At 68.4% G+C, this 20,319-nt stretch carries 9 protein-coding genes; 2 read left to right on the top strand and 7 right to left on the bottom strand.

What is annotated here, in order from left to right; translation table 11 throughout:
- Positions 1 to 152: 152 nt before the first annotated feature.
- From NFT33_RS09370 to NFT33_RS09355, 4 genes are all read right to left on the bottom strand, one after another.
- A complete protein-coding gene (locus NFT33_RS09370) occupies positions 153 to 1,562 on the bottom strand; it encodes a TIGR03013 family XrtA/PEP-CTERM system glycosyltransferase (RefSeq protein WP_220785976.1) in 1,410 nt (469 codons plus the stop codon).
- Positions 1,563 to 1,912: 350 nt separating this feature from the next.
- Positions 1,913 to 2,644 (bottom strand): bifunctional demethylmenaquinone methyltransferase/2-methoxy-6-polyprenyl-1,4-benzoquinol methylase UbiE, encoded by a 732-nt coding sequence (ubiE, locus tag NFT33_RS09365; RefSeq protein WP_251674822.1) that lies wholly within the window; start codon positions 2,642 to 2,644, stop codon positions 1,913 to 1,915.
- Between the two features lie 63 nt (positions 2,645 to 2,707).
- A complete protein-coding gene (locus tag NFT33_RS09360; protein ID WP_251674820.1) occupies positions 2,708 to 3,130 on the bottom strand; it encodes a gamma-butyrobetaine hydroxylase family protein in 423 nt (140 codons plus the stop codon).
- Between the two features lie 138 nt (positions 3,131 to 3,268).
- A complete protein-coding gene (locus NFT33_RS09355) occupies positions 3,269 to 7,192 on the bottom strand; it encodes a DUF3683 domain-containing protein (protein WP_251674818.1) in 3,924 nt (1,307 codons plus the stop codon).
- A gap of 208 nt (positions 7,193 to 7,400) precedes the next feature.
- Here NFT33_RS09355 and ugpQ point away from each other — a divergent pair, with 208 nt between their 5' ends.
- Complete coding sequence (gene ugpQ, locus NFT33_RS09350; RefSeq protein ID WP_149502494.1) at positions 7,401 to 8,210, top strand: glycerophosphodiester phosphodiesterase; 810 nt, start codon at positions 7,401 to 7,403, stop codon at positions 8,208 to 8,210.
- 137 nt (positions 8,211 to 8,347) lie between these two features.
- Positions 8,348 to 15,490 carry an immunoglobulin-like domain-containing protein gene (locus NFT33_RS09345; protein ID WP_251674816.1) on the top strand — a complete coding sequence of 2,381 codons (7,143 nt, stop codon included), beginning with the start codon at positions 8,348 to 8,350 and terminating at the stop codon, positions 15,488 to 15,490.
- A gap of 8 nt (positions 15,491 to 15,498) precedes the next feature.
- Here the strand turns inward: NFT33_RS09345 and argJ are convergent, their stop codons facing one another.
- The 3 genes from argJ to secA form a co-directional block, all read right to left on the bottom strand.
- Entirely contained in the window at positions 15,499 to 16,728 is a 1,230-nt protein-coding gene (argJ, locus tag NFT33_RS09340) for a bifunctional glutamate N-acetyltransferase/amino-acid acetyltransferase ArgJ (RefSeq protein WP_220787061.1), read from the bottom strand.
- A 32-nt stretch (positions 16,729 to 16,760) separates the two neighbouring features.
- Entirely contained in the window at positions 16,761 to 17,393 is a 633-nt protein-coding gene (locus NFT33_RS09335) for a GNAT family N-acetyltransferase (protein WP_220787060.1), read from the bottom strand.
- A gap of 118 nt (positions 17,394 to 17,511) precedes the next feature.
- Positions 17,512 to 20,256 carry a preprotein translocase subunit SecA gene (gene secA / locus NFT33_RS09330; RefSeq protein WP_251674813.1) on the bottom strand — a complete coding sequence of 915 codons (2,745 nt, stop codon included), beginning with the start codon at positions 20,254 to 20,256 and terminating at the stop codon, positions 17,512 to 17,514.
- Positions 20,257 to 20,319 lie beyond the last annotated feature (63 nt).

The following is a 20,319-nucleotide window of genomic DNA, read 5'->3' as shown; positions in this document are numbered from 1 at the left end:
GATCATGAAAATGATAAAAATGAACACGCCTTGAAGCACGAACAGCGCACGAAAGCATTCCGTGCGCTGTCCTCTGGTCTGGAGCTTCTGTCGTCCCGCAGGCCCTCAGGCCAGGCCCGGCGACTGTGGCATGCACGACATGCTCGATGTGCTCAGTGCGCCCCCTCGCGGAACAGCACCACGCTCACCGTCTCGATCAGCACCTGCAGATCCAGCAGCAGCGAGTTGTTCTTGACGTAGTACAGGTCGAACTGATGCTTCTTGCGGGCGTCCTCGAGCGAGGCGCCGTAGGCATAGCGGACCTGGGCCCAGCCGGTCAGGCCCGGCTTCACCGTGTGGCGCAGGTCGTAGTAGGGAATCTGCTCGCGCAGCTGGGCGACGAAGGACGGGCGCTCCGGACGCGGGCCCACCATGCTCATCTCGCCGCGCAGCACGCTGAAGAGCTGCGGCAGTTCGTCGATGCGGGTCTTACGGATGAAGGCGCCGACGCGGGTGATGCGCGAGTCGTTCTTGGAGGCCCAGCGAGCGACGCCATCCTTCTCGGCATCGGTGCGCATGCTGCGGAATTTGATGCACATGAAGCCCTTGCCGCCCAGGCCGACACGCTCCTGCCTGTAGAGGATCGGGCCAGGACTGTCGAGCTTGATCATCAGCGCGGTCATCAGCATGACCGGCGCGCCCAGGATCAGCAGCACCGAGGAGCTGACGATGTCGAACAGGCGCTTGGTCAGCTCGCGGGCATGGCCCTGGACGAAGCCGTCGCCATAGACCAGCCAGCTAGCCTTCAGGCTGTCGACCGGCACCTCGGCCTTGGTGCGCTCGTAGAAGTAGGCCAGATCCATGATCGGCACGCCGCCGATGCGGCACTCGAGCAGATCGTTCATCGGCACGCCGCCGCCGCGCTGCTCGCGCACCGCCACGATGATCTCGTTGATGCGGTGCTCGCGCACCAGATCGACCAGCTTCTGGCGGGCGTCGAACACATGGGCGGCACCACGCAGCGCGGCGCGGTCGGTCTGTTCGGTGGTCGGGTAGAAGCCGACCACGTCATAGCCGGCCCACTGGCCGCCGGCGCGCAGGTCGGTGCACACCTGACGGGCATCCGGGCCGGTGCCGACGATCAGCACGCGGCGGGTGCCCACGGCCTGGCGGACCACCCACGCCACGCCCCGGTAGAGCATCAGGCCGACCAGCAGGTACACCAGCGAATATCCGACCAGGCTGCCGGCATAACCGTCATAGCTGATGTATTTCAGCGTCAGGTAAGTGATGTAACCCCCGACGAGAAACGCAAAACCGATGCGCACGACCATCGGAACCAGACCGAGATTGCGGTGCCGATAGAGTCCGACGAAGGAATAGAGCAGCGCCATCACCAGCGCAAAGGAAAAGGCGACCAGCAGGATGGTCGGCGTGATGATCTGGGTCAGCGGACTGACGCCGGGCAGCGGACTGGCCAGCGTGGCCGCCGACAGCAGCGCGGCAATGAAGCACAGCAGACCGTCAGCGAACAGCTCGACGAAGTGCGTTCCCGACGATCGGTGCTGGAAAACTCGAAACATTCTGACAGCCCCCTTGGCAAAACACTGGCAATGCGTCTCGCGTCACTTGCGCAGGACTGGAGGCCATCATTGCTGACCCCCTGATTTTCGACCCTGACTCCCTGGCGCCTGATGCACGGGCACCCTCATTCCCCCAAGCAGGGGAGACTGGAGCACGATTGTGTGACGTATTGACGTGAGAGTGAAGACTTGTACCAACTGCGTCAACAGATGCGTACAAATCAGCATGTGTCTTCAGTTTGCAGGAATGCCCCGATATGGCAAAAGAAGTAATTCCGCAAGCCTTGCCCGATACATGTCGTCACGCAAAGATGTGATTTGCGCACTTCAGGCACCCCCTCGGCCGGAGGTCAGCACTTCAGCCCGACATGCAGGGCCACCACCCCGCCGGTCAGGTTGTGCACATCGACATGGCCGAAGCCGGCGGTCTTCATCATCGCCTTCAGCTCGGCCTGGCCGGGATGCATGCGGATCGACTCGGCCAGATAGCGGTAGCTCTCGGCGTCGCCGGCCACCATCTGGCCCAGCCTGGGCAGCACGCTGAAGGAGTACCAGTCATAGACCTTCTCGAGCGGCGCGGCCACCTTGGAGAACTCCAGCACCATCAGCTTGCCGCCCGGCTTGAGCACGCGGCACATCTCGGCCAGCGCCACATCCTTGTGCGTCATGTTGCGCAGGCCGAAGGCAACCGAGACGATGTCGAAGCGCGCCTCGGGAAAGGGCAGCTTCTCGGCATCGCACAGCACCGTCGGCAGGGACAGGCCCTCATCGACCAGGCGGTCGCGGCCACGGCTCAGCATCGCCTCGTTGATGTCGGTGTGCACCACGCAGCCGCTGCGGCCGACCTTGCGCGCAAAGGCGCGGCTCAGGTCGCCGGTGCCTCCGGCGATGTCGAGCACCTGGTGGCCTTCGCGGGCGCCCGACACCGCCAGGGTGTAGGCCTTCCAGAGCCGGTGCATGCCACCCGACATCAGGTCGTTCATCAGGTCGTAGCGGGCCGCGACCGAGTCGAACACGCCGCGCACCATGCGTGCCTTGTTCTGCTCGTCGACGGTCTTGAAGCCGAAGTGGGTATCGCTCATGGGCAGGAAAATGTCGGGGCGGAAATGGAGCAGCTTGCGTGCCCGGCCGGACGCACCGGAAACTCAGTGGCCATGGGAGGCGCAGGCACCGCCCGTGGGCGCACCGCTCTGCATCGGTGCATCGCGGTCGACGCCAGCAGCGTTCAGGCGATCGAGATAGTCCTGCCACAGCGCCTGCTGGCGCATGCCCAGATCGTGCAGCATCTCCCAGGTGTAGAGACCGCTGTCATGGCCGTCGCTGAAGACCGGCTGGATGGCGTAGTGGCCGACCAGCTGCAGGTCGACGATGCCGACCTCGCGCTTGCCGGTCTGCAGCACCTCCTGGCCGGGGCCATGGCCACGCACCTCGGCAGAGGGCGAATAGACGCGCAGCAGCTCGAAGGGCAGACGGAAGAGCTGGCCGTCATCGAAGCCGATCTCCAGCACGCGTGACTGCTGGTGAAGCGTCAGGGCGGTGGGCTGGGGGGCGGCGGTCGGGTGGGTCATCGGGGATTCGTCCGGAAGAAGCCGCGGAGAAGGCGGCGGATCCGGGCGATTATCCGCGACGACGGGCCTGTCCGGCCCACTGGCGTGCCAGCGCAGCCACGCCGCTCACCTTGTCCCATGACAAGGATCAGCGAGGCCTCAGACAAGCACCCGCTCGATGCCGCCGGCGTTGGCCCGCGCCACATAGTCCGGCATCCAGTTCTCGCCCAGGATCTGGCGCGCCATCTCGACGACGATGTAGTCGGCCTCGAGCAGGCCGTTCTGCAGATCGTCGCCATAGCGCGACAGGCCCTGCAGGCAGCTCGGGCAGGAGGTCAGGATCTTCAGATCGCCCTGGGTGCCCTGGGCACGCAGCGTCGACTCCGCCTTGCGGATCTCCTCTTCCTTGCGGAAGCGGATCTGCGTCGAGATGTCGGGCCGGGTCACGCCCAGCGTGCCCGACTCGCCGCAGCAGCGCTCGGACTTGACCACGCCGTCGCCCACCAGCGCCTTGACCGTCTTCATCGGATCCTGCAGCTTCATCGGCGTGTGGCAGGGATCGTGGTACATGAAGTTACCTTTACCCTGCAGCGTGATGCCTTTTTCCAACAGGTACTCGTGGATGTCGATGATGCGGCAGCCGGGGAAGATCTTGTCGAACTGGTAGCCCTGCAACTGGTCGTAGCAGGTGCCGCACGAGACCACCACCGTCTTGATGTCGAGGTAGTTCAGCGTGTTGGCGACCCGGTGGAACAGCACCCGGTTGTCGGTGATCATCTGCTCGGCCTTGTCGAACTGGCCGGAGCCGCGCTGCGGGTAGCCGCAGCACAGGTAGCCCGGCGGCAGCACCGTCTGCACGCCGGCATGCCAGAGCATCGCCTGCGTGGCCAGGCCGACCTGGCTGAACAGCCGCTCGGAGCCGCAGCCGGGGAAGTAGAACACCGCCTCGGTCTCGGCGGTGGTCGCCTTCGGGTCGCGGATGATCGGCACGTAGTCGCGATCCTCGATGTCGAGCAGCGCGCGTGCGGTCTTCTTCGGCAGGCCGCCGGGCATCTTCTTGTTGACGAAGTGGATGATCTGCTCCTTGATCGGAGCGGCACCCACCGTCGCCGGCGGCGCGCTGGTCTGCTTCTTCGAGGCCAGCTTGAGCACGTCATGCGCCAGGCGCTGCGCCTTCATGCCGACCCCCACCATCGCCGAACGGGCGATCTTGATGGTTTCCGGGTTCGTGGCGTTGAGCATCAGCATCGCGGCGGCGTTGCCCGGCCGGAAGCTCTTCTTGCCCATCTTGCGCAGCAGGTTGCGCATGTTCATCGTCACGTCGCCGAAGTCGATCTTGACCGGGCACGGCGTGAAGCACTTGTGGCAGACGGTGCAGTGGTCGGCGACGTCCTCGAACTCCTCCCAGTGCTTGAGGCTGACGCCGCGGCGGGTCTGCTCCTCGTACAGGAAGGCCTCGATCAGCAGCGAGGTGCCCAGGATCTTGTTGCGCGGGCTGTAGAGCAGGTTGGCGCGCGGCACATGCGTGGCGCACACCGGCTTGCACTTGCCGCAGCGCAGGCAGTCCTTGACCGACGCGGCGATGTCGCCGATGTCGCTCTGCTGCATGATCAGCGACTCATGCGTCATCAGGCCGAAGCTGGGCGTGTAGGCCTCGCTGAGGTCGGCGGCGCGGGTGTCGGCGCCCAGGTCGGTGACCCGGTCCTGCGAGCGCAGCAGCTTGCCCTTGTTGAAGCGGCCCTCCGGATCGACCTTCGCCTTGTAGGCGGCGAAGTTGGCCAGCTCGGCGTCGGTCAGGAACTCCAGCTTGGTGATGCCGATGCCGTGCTCGCCGGAGATCACGCCGTCGAGGCTGCGCGCCAGCACCATGATGCGTGCGACCGCCTCATGCGCCGTCTGCAGCATCTCGTAGTTGTCGGAGTTGACCGGGATGTTGGTGTGCACGTTGCCGTCGCCGGCGTGCATGTGCAGCGCCACCCAGACGCGCCCGCGCAGCACCTCCTTGTGGATCTTCCTGCAGGCCTCGATCAGCGGCGCGAAGGCCGCGCCGGCGAAGAGCTGCTGCTGGAAGACCTTCAGGATCTGCGTCTTCCACGACGCGCGCAGCGTGTTGTCCTGGATCTGCTCGAAGAAGCTGCGGCCGGTGTCGGGCTGCACCACATCGAGGCCGTCCCGCCACTGCTGCCACTGCGCGCGCAGCTCGCGCAGCAGCGCCAGTGCGCGCTGCACCCGGTCGCCCAGCAGCTCGGCGCTGGGGATCTCGCTGGCATCGTCGGTCTTGCCCAGCGGCAGGTTGCCGGCCAGGAAGAACTGCTCCAGCCGGTCGAGCAGCGCGATCTTGTTGCGCAGCGACAGCTCGATGTTGATGCGCTCGATGCCCAGCGTGTACTCGCCCATGCGCTCGAGCGGAATCACCACGTCCTCGTTGACCTTGAACGCGTTGGTGTGCTTCGAGATGGCGGCGGTGCGCTTGCGGTCGAGCCAGAACTTCTTGCGCGCATCGGCCGAGATGGCGATGAAGCCCTCGCCCGAGCGACCGTTGGCCAGGCGCACCACCTCGCTGGTGGCGCGCGCGACCGCATCCTCGTCGTCGCCGACGATGTCGCCGATCAGCACCATCTTCGGGGTGCCGCCGCGCTTGCTCTTGGTCGCGTAGCCGACCGCCTTCAGGTAGCGGTCGTCGAGATGCTCGAGGCCGGCCAGGATCGCGCCGCCCGGCTTCTTCATCTCGCCGAACATGAAGTCCTTGATCTCGACGATCGAGGGCACGCAGTCCTTCGGGTTGCCGAAGAACTCCAGGCAGACGGTGCGGGTGTGCGCCGGCATGCGGTGCACCACCCAGCGCGCCGAGGTGATCAGGCCGTCGCAGCCTTCCTTCTGGATGCCGGGCAGGCCGGCGAGGAACTTGTCGGTGACATCCTTGCCCAGGCCTTCCTTGCGGAAGATGCGGCCCGGGATGTCGAGCCGCTCGGTGCGCTCGAGCGTGCGGCCCGAGGCATCGAAGTACTTCAGCTCGAAGCTGGCGACCTCGACATCGTGGATCTTGCCGAGGTTGTGGTTCAGGCGGGTGACCTCCAGCCACTTGGCCTCGGGCGTGACCATGCGCCAGCTGGCCAGGTTGTCCAGCGCCGTGCCCCACAGCACCGCCTTCTTGCCGCCGGCGTTCATCGCGATGTTGCCGCCCACGCACGAGGCCTCGGCCGAGGTCGGATCGACCGCGAAGACATGGCCGCCGCGCTCGGCCGCATCGGCCACGCGCTGCGTGACCACGCCGGCGCCGGTCCAGATCGTCGGCACCTTGTGCGACAGGCCCGGCAGGTCGACGAACTCGACCTCGGTCATCTGCTCGAGCTTCTCGGTGTTGATCACCGCGCTCTTCCAGGTCAGCGGCACGGCGCCGCCGGTGTAGCCGGTGCCGCCCCCGCGCGGGATGATGGTCAGGCCCAGCTCGACGCAGCCGGCCACCAGCGCGGCCATCTCGGCCTCGGTGTCGGGCGTCAGCACGACGAAGGGGTACTCGACGCGCCAGTCGGTGGCGTCGGTGACATGGGCCACGCGGCTCAGGCCGTCGAACTTCAGGTTGTCGGCGCGGGTGTGGCGGCCCAGCACCTTCTTCGTGCGCTGGCGCAGGTCGTGCACCTGGCGGAAACGCTCGGCGAAACGCTCGACCGCGCCGCGCGCCATCGCCATCAGCTCGCCGACCAGCGCGTCGCGGCCTGGGTCGACGCCCGGCGTGCGGCGCTTCTCGACCTCGGCGAGGCGGTGGTGCAAGGCCTCGATGAGGTTCTCGCGCCGCTTCGGGTTGTCGATCAGGTCGTCTTCGAGATAGGGGTTGCGCTGCACCACCCAGATGTCGCCCAGCACCTCGTAGAGCATGCGCGCGGAGCGGCCGGTGCGACGCTCGCCGCGCAGCTGGTCGGCCAGCTCCCAGGCGCGCGGGCCCAGCAGGCGGATGATGATTTCCCGGTCCGAGAAGGAGGTGTAGTTGTACGGAATCTCGCGCAGGCGAGGTTCGGCATGGGCAGGATCGAGGTCCTGGCCGACGGACTGGAGCAGCGGATTGGGAGGGAGCGGTGCGTTCATGGGGCCGCGAAGGCAGCAGCGCGAGGCGCGCGCAGGACCGGCAATCCTACCGCAGCAGCTGTTTTGCCCGCCGCGGCACGTCCTTTCCCGTCCGCAGGCCCCGTGGCCGGCCTGCCACGAAAAGCTGTCTTGACCCCGACATCGCCGCGGCGCAATCTTGGAGGGGGCATCCGCCCGTCCACAGGTAGGCACGCACGAGGGGAGCACGATGAGCAGCCTGCATCACGACCTGACGCCCGACGACGAAGCCGAGCCCGCCACGCCGGCCCGACCCTGGCCCTATCCGCTGTGGTTCGCGCACCGGGGTGCGGGCCGGCACGCCCCGGAGAACACGCTGGCCGCGATGCGCCTGGGCGCCAGCCTGGGCTGGCGTGCCTTCGAGTGCGACGTGCGCCTCAGCGCCGACGGCCTGCCCTTCCTGCTGCACGACGACACGCTCGAGCGCACCACCGACGCGGCCGGCGCCGCCCTCGAGCTGGACTGGGCCGAGCTGTCGCTGCTGGATGCCGGCGGCTGGCACGGACGCATCTTCGCCGGCGAGCCGCTGCCGAGCCTCGACGGCATCGCCGCCTTCATCCTGCGCAACGGCCATGCGCTGAACATCGAGCTCAAGCCCGCGCCGGGTGACGAGGAGCGCACCGGCCGGCTGGTCGCGCAGGCGGTGCGACGCCTGTGGGGCGAGGCGGTCCATGACGAACAGGCCGTGTGGCCGCTGCTGAGTTCCTTCCGACCCGAGGCGCTGGCCGCAGCGCGCGAGGCCGCGCCGGAGCTGCCACGCGCACTGCTGGTCGAGACGCTGTGGCCCGACTGCATCGACATCGCCGAACGCCTGGGCTGCAGTGCGATGGTGCTCGAACAATCGGCGATCACGCCGGAGCTGATCGGACGCCTGCACCGCGACGGCCTGCGCGTGCTGGCCTACACCGTCAACGACCCCGGCCGCGCCGGCGAGCTGATCGAGCTGGGCATCGACGGCCTGATCAGCGACGAGGTCGACCGCTTCGTGCCGGCCGACTGAAGCGCGGCCCGCCTCGCCTGCCGGCCGGCTTTTCGCGCGCCGGCACGACGACTCAAGAGCCTGTCTGACGCCTCCGATATCGGCGAGGCGCACTCCACGTGCGCCTCCGTGATGTCGCGACCGTCGAAAGGCTCCCCATGCCCGCCTCCCAGCCCCCGTCCAGCTCCGCCGCCCCGTCGAGCGCCGTCCGCGACATGCCGCAGCTGAACATCCATTACGTGCCGAGCCGGCTGCCGGCCGGCATCGTCGTCGGGCTGTGGGGCGATGCGGTCATGCGCCAGGACGACGGCGGCGCCCGCACGCTGCAGCTCGGCGACGTGGTCACGAAAGGCGACGTGCTGCTGACGGCACAGAACGGCGTCGTCGAGATCAGTCTCGGCGGCACGGCCGTGGCCACCAATGCCCGTCCCGCGAAGGGCGACGGACTCGACCAGCTGATCGCCAGCCTGGACAACGGCGAGATCGACATCGCGCCCGGCGCCGGCCTGGGCGGCAGCGAGGGCAGCCTGCAACCCGGCGTGGTGGTCGACCGCATCATCGAGGTGGTCACGCCGCAGGAATACCAGTTCGCCTACGAACAGCCCGGCACCCTCGGCGAGATCGAGAACACCGAGATCAGCGCCGCCAGCGCAACGGACGAGCCCGACAGCGAAACGGGCATGCCGGCGGACGACCCCGTGGCCAGCAGCACGGTGTTCGTCGCTTTGGTTGGCCCTGCCTCCGGCTCGGTCACCGAAGGCGAGACGGCCAGGTTCACCGTCTCGCTGAGCCAGCCGGCCGCGACTGACGTCACCGTCCAGCTCACCTACTCCGGCACCGCCACCGACGGCTCGGACTACACCGCCGTCACCTCGGTCACGATTCCTGCGGGTCAGACCCGCACGACCTTCGACCTGAGCACGATCGACGATGCGCTGGCGGAAGGCTCGGAAACCATCACCGTCTCGGTCGGCGAGATCACCGGCGGCGGCTTCGAGGCGATTGCGGCGGATCCGGCCAAAGGCTCGGTCACCACCCTCGTTACCGATGATGTCGGCGGCCCGGGCGGTGGCACGCCGGGCGCCGAGGACACCTGCCTGGTCTCCATCACCGGCCCGGCCTCCGGCTCGGTCACCGAGGGCGAGACCGCCAAGTTCACCGTCTCGCTGAGCCAGCCGGCCGCGACTGACGTCACCATCAAGCTCACCTATTCCGGCACCGCCACGGACGGTTCGGACTACACCGCGGTCACCTCGGTCACCATTCCTGCGGGTCAGACCAGCACGACCTTCGACCTGAGCACGATTGACGACGCACTGGCCGAAGGCTCGGAAACCATCACCATCTCGGTCGGCGAGATTACCGGTGGTGGCTTCGAGGCCATCGCGGCAGATCCGGCCAAGGGTTCGGTCACCACCCTCGTTACCGATGATGTCGGTGGCCCGGGCGGCAGCACGCCGGGCAGCGAGGACACCTGCTTGGTCTCGATAACTGGCCCCGGTACCGTCGTCGAAGGTCAGACCGCGACCGGCTACACCGTCAGCCTGAGCCAGCCGGCCTCCACCGACGTCACCATCAAGCTCACCTACTCCGGTACCGCCACGGACGGTTCGGACTACACCGCCGTCACCTCGCTCACCATTCCGGCCGGACAGAGTTCGGTCGACTTCGACCTGAGCACGATCGACGATGCGCTGGCCGAGGGCTCGGAAACCATCACCATCTCGGTGGGCGAGATCACCGGCGGTGGCTTCGAGGCGATTGCGGCGGATCCGGCCAAGGGTTCGGTCACCACCCTCGTTACCGATGATGTCGGTGGCCCGGGCGGCAGCACGCCGGGCAGCGAGGACACCTGCCTGGTCTCCATCACCGGCCCGGCTTCCGGCTCGGTCACTGAGGGCGAGACCGCCAAGTTCACCGTCTCGCTGAGCCAGCCGGCCGCCACCGACGTCACCATCAAGCTCACCTACTCCGGCACCGCTACCGATGGCTCGGACTACACCGCGGTCACCTCGGTCACCATTCCTGCGGGTCAGACCAGCACGACCTTCGACCTGAGCACGATCGACGACGCGCTGGCCGAAGGCTCGGAAACGATCACCGTCTCGGTCGGCGAAATCACCGGCGGCGGCTTCGAGGCCATCGCGGCGGATCCGGCCAAGGGCTCTGTCACCACCCTCGTTACCGATGATGTCGGAGGTCCGGGCGGCGGCACGCCGGGCGCGGAGGACACCTGTCTGGTCTCGATCACCGGCCCGGCTTCCGGTTCGGTCACCGAGGGCGAGACCGCCAAGTTCACCGTCTCGCTGAGCCAGCCGGCCGCGACTGACGTCACCATCAAGCTCACCTACTCCGGCACCGCCACCGACGGCTCGGACTACACCGCCGTCACCTCGGTCACGATTCCGGCCGGACAGAGTTCGGTCGAATTTGATCTGAGCACGATCGACGATGCGCTGGCCGAGGGCTCGGAAACCATCACCATCTCGGTCGGCGAGATCACCGGCGGTGGCTTCGAGGCGATTGCGGCGGATCCGGACAAGGGCTCGGTCACCACCCTCGTTACCGATGATGTCGGCGGCCCGGGCGGTGGCACGCCGGGCGCGGAGGACACCTGCCTGGTCTCCATCACCGGCCCGGCCTCCGGCTCGGTCACCGAGGGCGAGACCGCCAAGTTCACCGTCTCGCTGAGCCAGCCGGCCGCCACTGACGTCACCATCAAGCTCACCTATTCCGGCACTGCCACCGACGGTTCGGACTACACCGCGGTCACTTCGGTCACCATCCCGGCCGGACAGAGTTCGGTCGACTTCGACCTGAGCACGATCGACGATGCGCTGGCCGAGGGCTCGGAAACCATCACCATCTCGGTCGGCGAGATCACCGGCGGTGGCTTCGAGGCGATTGCGGCGGATCCGGACAAGGGCTCGGTCACTACCCTCGTTACCGATGATGTCGGCGGCCCGGGCGGCGGCACGCCGGGCGCGGAGGACACCTGTCTGGTCTCGATCGCGGGGCCTGCGTCCGTCGTCGAAGGTCAGACCGCGACCGGCTACACCGTCAGCCTCAGCCAGCCGGCCGCCACCGACGTCACCGTCAAGCTCACCTACTCCGGCACCGCTACCGATGGCTCGGACTACACCGCGGTCACTTCGGTCACCATTCCTGCGGGTCAGACCAGCACGACCTTCGACCTGAGCACGATCGACGATGCGCTGGCCGAAGGCTCGGAAACGATCACCGTCTCGGTCGGCGAAATCACCGGCGGCGGCTTCGAGGCCATCGCGGCGGATCCGGCCAAAGGCTCGGTCACCACCCTCGTTACCGATGATGTCGGAGGCCCGGGCGGCGGCACGCCGGGCGGCGAGGACACCTGCCTGGTGTCGATCACCGGCCCGGCTTCCGGCGCGATCACCGAGGGCGAGACCGCAAAGTTCACCGTCTCGCTGAGCCAGCCTGCCGCCACCGACGTCACCGTCAAGCTCACCTACTCCGGCACCGCCACCGACGGCTCGGACTACACCGCCGTCACCTCAGTCACGATCCCTGCGGGTCAGAGCTCGGTCGACTTCGACCTGACGACGATCGACGACGCGCTGGCCGAGGGCTCGGAAACGATCACCGTCTCGGTCGGCGAGATCACCGGCGGCGGCTTCGAGGCGATTGCGGCGGATCCGGCCAAGGGCTCGGTCACCACCCTCGTTACCGATGATGTCGGGGGTCCGGGCGGTGGCACGCCGGGCGGCGAGGACACCTGTCTGGTCTCGATCACCGGTCCCGGCTCGGTCGTCGAAGGCGAGGTGGCGTCAGGCTATGTCGTCACGCTGAGCCAGCCGGTGGTCAAGGATGTCGTCGTCACGCTGAGCTATGCCGGCACGGCGACGGACGGCAGCGATTTTGTGCGGGTGGCCTCGATCACGGTTGCGGCGGGGCAGTCGCAGGCATCGTTCTCGATCTCGACGCTGGACGACGCGCTGGCCGAAGGCGCGGAGCAGTTCACTGTCAGCCTGGCCCGGGTGGAAGCCCCGGGTTTCGAGGCGACGGCCATCGATCCGGCCCGCAGCGCGGTCACGACGACGATCACCGATGACACCGGCCCCGGCGGCAGCACGCCCGGCGCCGAGGACACCTGCCTGGTGTCCCTCAGCGGTCCCGGCGAGGTGATCGAAGGCCAGACCGCCAGCGGCTATACCGTCAGCCTCAGCCAGCCCGCCCAGACCGACGTGACGGTGCGCCTGGTCTACACCGGCACCGCGACCGACGGCGCCGACTTCATTCGCGTGACCAGCGTGACGATCCCGGCCGGCCAGTCCGCAGCCCGCTTCGACCTGCAGACGCTCGACGACGCACTGGCCGAGGGCTCGGAAACCATCACCGTCACGCTCGGCACGATCTCGGGCGGCGGCTTCGAGGCGATTGCGGGCGATCCAGCCCGGGCCTCGGTCACCACGCAGCTTCGCGATGACGCCGGTCCGCACGGTCCGGGCATGCCGGGCGCCGAGGACACCTGTCTGGTCTCGATCGCAGGCCCGGGCACGGTCGTCGAGGGACAGACCGCCAGCGGCTACACCGTCAGCCTGAGCCAGCCGGCCGCCACCGACGTCACCGTCAAGCTCACCTACTCCGGCACCGCCACCGACGGCTCGGACTACACCGCCGTCACTTCGGTCACGATTCCGGCCGGGCAGAGTTCGGTCCAATTTGATCTGAGCACGATCGACGACGCGCTGGCCGAGGGCTCGGAAACCATCACTGTCTCGGTCGGAGACATCGACGGCGGCGGTTTCGAGGCCATCGTCGCCCATCCGCTCGAGCGCAGCGTGACGACGACGCTGCAGGACGATGCCGGCCCGCACGGCCCGGGCACGCCCGGTGCCGAGGACACCTGCCTGGTGTCGATCACCGGTCCCGGCACGGTCGCCGAGGGCGGCACCGCAGCCGGCTACACCGTGACCCTGTCGCAGCCGGCGGTCACCGATGTGGTGATCCGGCTGAACTACGGCGGCAGCGCCAGCGCCGGCAGCGACTATGCGCCGGTCCTGTCGGTGACGATCCCGGCCGGCAGCCGCAGCGCCAGCTTCGACCTGCCCACCCTCGCCGACGGGCGCGCCGAGGGCAGCGAGAGCATCGTCGTCACGCTGGGCAGCATTTCCGGCGGCGGCTTCGAGGTGCTGCGCGGCGACCCGGGCGCCTTCTCGGTCACCACCGTGATCGCCGACGCCAACAACGCACCGGTGCTGCAGGCCGATCAGGCCACCACCCGGGAGGACACCGCCGTCAGCGGCAACCTGCTCGCCAACGACCGCGACCCCGACGGCGACCCGCTCGCCGTCACCCACTTCACCTGGAACGACCAGAGCTTCACGGCCGGCAGCAGCGCGACGATCGCCGGCGTGGGCACGCTGACGGTCGGCAGCGACGGACGGTTCCTGTTCACTCCGGCCCAGGACTACGCCGGCGCGGTGCCGGTGGCCAGCTGCACCGTCAGCGACGGCCGGGGGCAGGTGAGCGTCTCGACGCTCACGCTGTCGATCACGCCGGTCAACGACGCCCCGACGCTGCGCGGCACCACGCTCACCCTCAGCGAGGAAGGTCTGGCCCAGGGCCGGCCGGAAAGCGGCGAAACCACCGCCACCCAGGCCGGCGGCCGGCTGCAGTTCAGCGATGTCGACAGCAGCGCCTTGAGCTTCACGCTGAGCGCGCCGACCGCACTGCTGTCGAGCGGCGGCGTGGCGCTGAGCTGGAGCGGCGACGGCAGCGCGGCACGGCCGCTGGTCGGCAGTGCCGCCGGCCAGGCGGTGATCTCGGCCACCATCGACGCCGAGGGCCGCTACAGCGTGACGCTGCATGCGCCGCTGGACCATCCGGTGCGCGGCCAGGAGGATGCGCTGACGCTGTCGCTGGGCGTGCAGGTCAGCGATGGCCAGAGCAGCAGCAGCGCCAGCATCGACGTGACGGTGCGCGACGACTCGCCCGTGCCGCTGTGCGTGGTGCGCTGCGCCGATCTCAGCCCGGTGCAGACCAATCTGCTGATCACGCTGGATGTGTCCGGCTCGATGAGCACCCGCGACGGCATCGGCGGCCAGACCCGACTGCAGAGCGCGATCGCCTCGATCGAGAAGCTGATCGACAGCTACGCCGACCGGGGCGACGTGATGGTGCGCCTGGTGACCTTCTCCAGCGAGGCCAGCGAGCGCGGGGCCAGCTGGATGACGGTCTCGCAGGCGCGCACGACGCTGGCGGGCCTGAAGGCGGGCGGCAACACCAACTACGACGCCGCGCTCGACAGCGCCCGCGACGCCTTCGACGATCCCGGTCGGCTGGCAGGCGGCGACAACATCGCCTACTTCTTCTCCGACGGCCGCCCGAACGTGCCCAGCGGCGATGTCGGCATCGATGCGGCGGAGCAGAAAGTCTGGGAGCGCTTCGTCGAGGCGAACGACATTCGCTCCTACGCGATCGGCCTGGGCAAGGATGTGCCGGCCGCGGCGCTGGCGCCGATCGCGCATGACGGCGAGGGCCAGGACACGATCGCGCCGCTGCTGGTCACCCGCTTCGACCAGCTCGACGCGGCGCTGGCGCAGACGGTGGCCGATCCGATCCAGGGCGAGCTGGTGGCCGGCGGCATCGACCGGGCCGCCGGTGCCGACGGCGGCCACCTGAGCGCGCTGGTCGTCGACGGCGTGCAGCACCGCTGGGATCCGTCCACCAGCGCCTCCGACACCGTGACGGTGCGCACCGCCAGCGGCGGCGAGTTCACCTTCAACATGGAGACCGGCCGCTACAGCTACCAGCCGCCCGCCGGCGCTTCACGCGACTACCAGGAAAAGATCGGCTTCGTGCTGACGGATGCCGACGGCGACAGCCGCAGCGGCTCGCTGACGCTGGGCATCGATGTCGACGGCAACGGGCGCTGCGACGTGCAGTGCGCGCCCGCCGCGAGCAGCCTGATCCCCGACGCCTCGGGCTGCCTGACCGGCAGCATCCTGAACTGGTCGCTGGCCGATCCGTGCGACAGCAGCAGCACCGGTGGCACCAGCGCAAGCGGCACCTCGTCAGGCACCGGCTCGCTGCACTGCGGCGACCTGCTGTCCTCGACGCTCGACCTGCTGGCGCAGTGGAGCAACAGCAGCAGCAGCAGCGGCAGCACCGGGAGCGGCTGCACCAGCGCACCGGCGCCGGCCTGCGCGCCCGCACCAGCCCCCGCGGACGGCTCGGGCGCCCTGTCGAGCGCCGAGCAGCTGCTGGCGCAGACGCTGATCCGTCAGGCCAGCGACACCAGCAGCCACTGCGGGCCCTGAGCCGACGATCAGCTGCGGTAGTCGGCGTTGATCGTCACATAGTCGTGCGACAGATCGCAGGTCCAGACGGTGGCCTGCGCGTCGCCGCGGTTCAGGCCGACGCGGATGGTGATCTCGGTCTGCTTCATGACGCGCTGGCCGTCTTCCTCACGGTACTCGGGACGGCGACCGCCCTGGTGGACCACATGCACGTCGTCGAGGTGCAGGTCGATCAGGGTCTGGTCGAGATCGTCGATGCCGGCGTAGCCCACCGCCGCCAGGATGCGGCCCAGGTTCGGGTCGCTGGCGAAGAAGGCGGTCTTGACCAGCGGCGAGTGCGCGATCGCGTAGGCGGCCTGCAGGCACTCGGCCTCGGTGCGGCCGCCCTCGATGGTGACGGCGATGAACTTGGTCGCGCCCTCGCCGTCGCGCACGATCGCCTGCGCGAGCTGCTGCGACACCGCCACCACCGCATCGCGCAGCGCCCGGCCTTCGGCCGAATCCAGCGCGGTGATCGTGTCATTGCCGGCCTGGTGGGTGGCGATCAGCACGAACGAGTCGTTGGTGGACGTGTCGCCGTCGATGGTGATGCGGTTGAAGCTGAGGTTGGCCGCCTCGGTCACCAGCGGCTGCAGCAGGGCCGGATCGATCGCCGCGTCGGTGGCAACGAAGCCCAGCATCGTCGCCATGTTCGGGCGGATCATGCCGGCGCCCTTGCTGATGCCGGTGACCGTCACGGTCCTGCCGCCGATCGTGACCTGGCGCGACGCGGCCTTGGGCAGCGTGTCGGTGGTCATGATCGCCTCGGCGGCGACCGCCCAGTGGTCGGCCCGGGCGTCGGCCAGCGCGGCCGGCAGGCCGGCCTGGATGCGGTCGCTCGGCAGCGTCTCCATGATCACGCCGGTCGAGAACGGCAGGATCTCCTCGGGCGCGATCTCCAGCGCCTTGGCCAGCGCCAGGCAGACCGAGCGCGCACGCACCAGACCGTCGTCGCCGGTGCCGGCGTTGGCGTTGCCGGTGTTGATGACGATGGCGCGCTTGGCCGGACCGGCGGCGAGGTGCTCGCGGCAGATCTGCACCGGCGCGGCGCAGAAGCGGTTCTTCGTGAACACGCCGGCGACGCTGGAGCCCGGAGCGAGCGTGATGACGGTCAGGTCACGCCGGTTGGCCTTGCGCACGCCGGCCATGGCGATGCCGAGCTGCACGCCGGCGACCGGGTGCAGATCCTGGGGATTCGGAGCAGAGAGGTTGACGGGCATGGCAGTCGGTCGGTGGGCAGATGAGGAGGAATTCAGGCCACGGCCGGATCGGAATCGGCACGGGCCGGGCGCGCGGGCATTGTAGGCAGCGGATCCGGCACCGGATCGCCGGCCAGGCGCGCCAGCAGATGGTGATCGCACAGCAGGCCGCGGCCGTCGCGCTCGACCTGGCGCATCAGGCCCTCGCGCAGCATGCCCAGGCTCTCGGCGAAGGCCAGCGAACGGGTGTTGCGCACATCGCACCAGACCTCGATGCGGGCCATGCCCTGGCGCCAGGCCCAGTCCATCAGCGTGAGCGCGGCCTCGCGCACCAGGCCCCGGCCGCGCTGGCGGCTGCAGCCGACAAAGCCGATCTGGCAGCGCGGCACGCCGAAGTCGACGCTGTGCAGGTCGACGCAGCCGACATAGGTGCTGGTGTCGTACTCGAAGGCCAGATAGCTCACGCCCTCGCCTTCGGTGAGGATCCACTCGCGGGTGCTCTCGCAGTGGCGGCGCGCGGCCTCCTCGTCCCAGCGCTGGTGGCCCCAGGCGATGTAGTCGAGCTCGGGCATCGAGCGGCGCACGCTGGCGTAGAGCGCCGGAGCATGGCGCGCATGGATCTTCTCGAGCCGCAGGCGGCGCCCCGGCAGGATCTCGGGACTGTGGCGAAAGGTGTCTGGGGTCATCGGCGACGGTCCTGCTGTCGAAAGGTGAAGCACGGGCAGGCGCGCGGTCCGGCAGAAAACGACAAGGGGCCCGCAGGCCCCTGTCTCTTTCATGCCGGTCAGGCCGACCTGCGGGGAATCAGGCGAGCTTGCCGTGGCACTGCTTGAAGCGCTTGCCGCTGCCGCAGGGACACGGATCGTTGCGGCCGACACGCTGCATCAGGTGCTCGGGCAGCGGCTGGGCCGGATCCTGCGACACGCTGCCATCCTCGTTCGGGTGGGTGTAGGTGACATTGCCGACCCGCTCCGCCACCGCCTCGATCGCATCGGCCGCACGGGCCGCCTCGTCCTGGGACTGGATGCGCACCGTCAGCAGCACGCGGCTGACATCCATTTTTACCACATCGAGCAGCTGGCTGAAGAGCTCGAAGGCCTCGCGCTTGTATTCCTGCTTCGGGTTCTTCTGCGCATAGCCGCGCAGGTGAATGCCCTGGCGCAGGTAGTCGAGCGCGGCCAGGTGCTCGCGCCAGTGGCTGTCGATCGACTGCAGCAGCACCATGCGACCGAAGTTGTTGAACTGCTCCTCGCCGACCTGCGCGATCTTGGCGGCATGGGACGCATCGGCGGCGGCGACCACCTTCTCGACGATGTCGGCATCGTCGAGCTCATGGCTGGCCTCGACCAGGGCCTTCAGGCCGATCTCGAGCTGCCACTCCTCGCGCAGCACCTTCTCGAGAGCGTCGATGTCCCACTGCTCCTCGACGCTCTCGGCCGGCACGAAGGTGCGCACCACGTCGGTCAGCGCGCCACGGCGCAGATGGGCGAGCTGCGCGGAGATCTCGGTCTGCTCGAGCAGCTCGTTGCGCTGCTGATAGATCACCTTGCGCTGGTCGTTGGCGACGTCGTCGTACTCGAGCAGCTGCTTGCGCATGTCGAAGTTGCGCGCCTCGACCTTGCGCTGCGCGCTCTCGATCGAGCGGCTGACGATGCCGGCCTCGATCGCCTCGCCCTCGGGCATCTTCAGGCGGTCCATGATCGCCTTGACCCGGTCGCCGGCGAAGATGCGCATCAGCGGATCCTCCAGCGACAGGTAGAAGCGCGAGGAGCCCGGATCGCCCTGGCGGCCGGCACGGCCGCGCAGCTGGTTGTCGATGCGGCGGCTCTCGTGACGCTCGGTGGCGACGATGCGCAGGCCGCCGAGCTTCTTGACCTGCTCGTGCAGCTCCTTCCACTCGACGCGCAGCTGGTCGACGCGGGCGGCCTTGTCGGCCTCCGACAGCGCCGGATCGGCCTCGACCTGCTGGATCAGCTTCTCGATGCTGCCGCCCAGCACGATGTCGGTGCCGCGACCGGCCATGTTGGTGGCGATGGTCACCATCTTCGGCCGGCCGGCCTGGGCGATGATGTCGGCCTCGCGGGCATGCTGCTTGGCGTTGAGCACCTGGTGCGGCAGCCCGGCCTTCTTCAGCAGCTCGGAGACCTGCTCGGAGTTCTCGATCGAGGTCGTGCCCACCAGCACCGGCTGGCCGCGCTCGAAGCAGTCGCGGATGTCGGCGACCACCGCATCGTACTTTTCCTTGTCGGTCTTGTAGACCAGGTCGAGCTCGTCCTTGCGGATCATCGCCCGGTTCGGCGGGATCACCACCGTCTCCAGACCGTAGATCTCCTGGAACTCGTAGGCCTCGGTGTCGGCGGTGCCGGTCATGCCGCCGAGCTTGGCGTACATGCGGAAGTAGTTCTGGAAGGTGATCGAGGCCAGCGTCTGGTTCTCGGCCTGGATCTTCACGCCTTCCTTGGCCTCGACCGCCTGGTGCAGACCGTCGGACCAGCGCCGTCCGCTCATCAGGCGGCCGGTGAACTCGTCGACGATGACCACCTCGCCGTTCTGCACGACATAGTGCTGGTCGCGGTTGAACAGGTGGTGCGCGCGCAGCGAGGCGTAGAGGTGATGCACCAGCGTGATGTTGGCCGCGTCGTAGAGCGAGGCGCCCGGCGCGAACAGCCCGGCCTCGGCCAGCAGCTGCTCGGCCTTCTCGTGGCCGGCCTCGGTCAGGAAGACCTGGTGCGTCTTCTCGTCGGCGGTGAAGTCGCCCGGCTCGATCACGCCCTCGCCGGTGCGCGGATCGGCCTCGCCGATCTGCTTCTTCAGGTGCGGCACGACCGCGTTGATGCGCAGGTACATGTCGGTGCGGTCGTCCGCCTGGCCCGAGATGATCAGCGGCGTGCGCGCCTCGTCGATCAGGATCGAGTCCACCTCGTCGACGATGGCGAAGTTCAGCCCCCGCTGCACGCGGTCGGCCGTCTCGTAGACCATGTTGTCGCGCAGGTAGTCGAAGCCGAACTCGTTGTTCGTGCCGTAGGTGATGTCGGCGGCGTAGGCGGCCTGCTTGGCCTCGCGCGGCATGTTGGGCAGGTTCACGCCCACCGTGAGGCCGAGGTAGTTGTAGAGCCGGCCCATGGTCTCGGCATCGCGCGAGGCCAGGTAGTCGTTGACGGTGACGACATGCACGCCCTTGCCCGACAGCGCGTTCAGGTAGACCGGCAGCGTCGCCATCAGCGTCTTGCCCTCGCCGGTGCGCATCTCGGCGACCTTGCCGTTGTGCAGCGTCATGCCGCCGATGAGCTGCACATCGAAGTGGCGCATCTTCATCAGCCGCTTGCCGCCTTCGCGCACCACCGCGAAGGCCTCGGGCAGCAGGTCGTCGAGCGAGGTGCCGGCGGCCACGCGCTGGCGGAACTCGGCGGTCTTGCCGCGCAGCTCGTCCTCGCTCAGCTTCTCGAACTGGGGCTCGAGCGCGTTGATCCGCTCGACCACACGCCGGTACTGCTTGAGCAGGCGGTCATTGCGGCTGCCGAAAATCTGGGTCAGGAGCTTGGGCAACATGAACGGAATCGTGCGCGACGTGCAGAGGACCCGCGGCGGTTCAGCCCTTGCCGCAGGATCCGG

The organism is Sphaerotilus sp. FB-3 (genome assembly GCF_023706025.1).
In the GTDB taxonomy this organism is placed as follows: Bacteria; Pseudomonadota; Gammaproteobacteria; order Burkholderiales; family Burkholderiaceae_C; genus Sphaerotilus; species Sphaerotilus sulfidivorans.
Note: the sequence above shows the minus strand (reverse complement) of the source record. Positions and strands in the feature narration are given on the sequence as shown.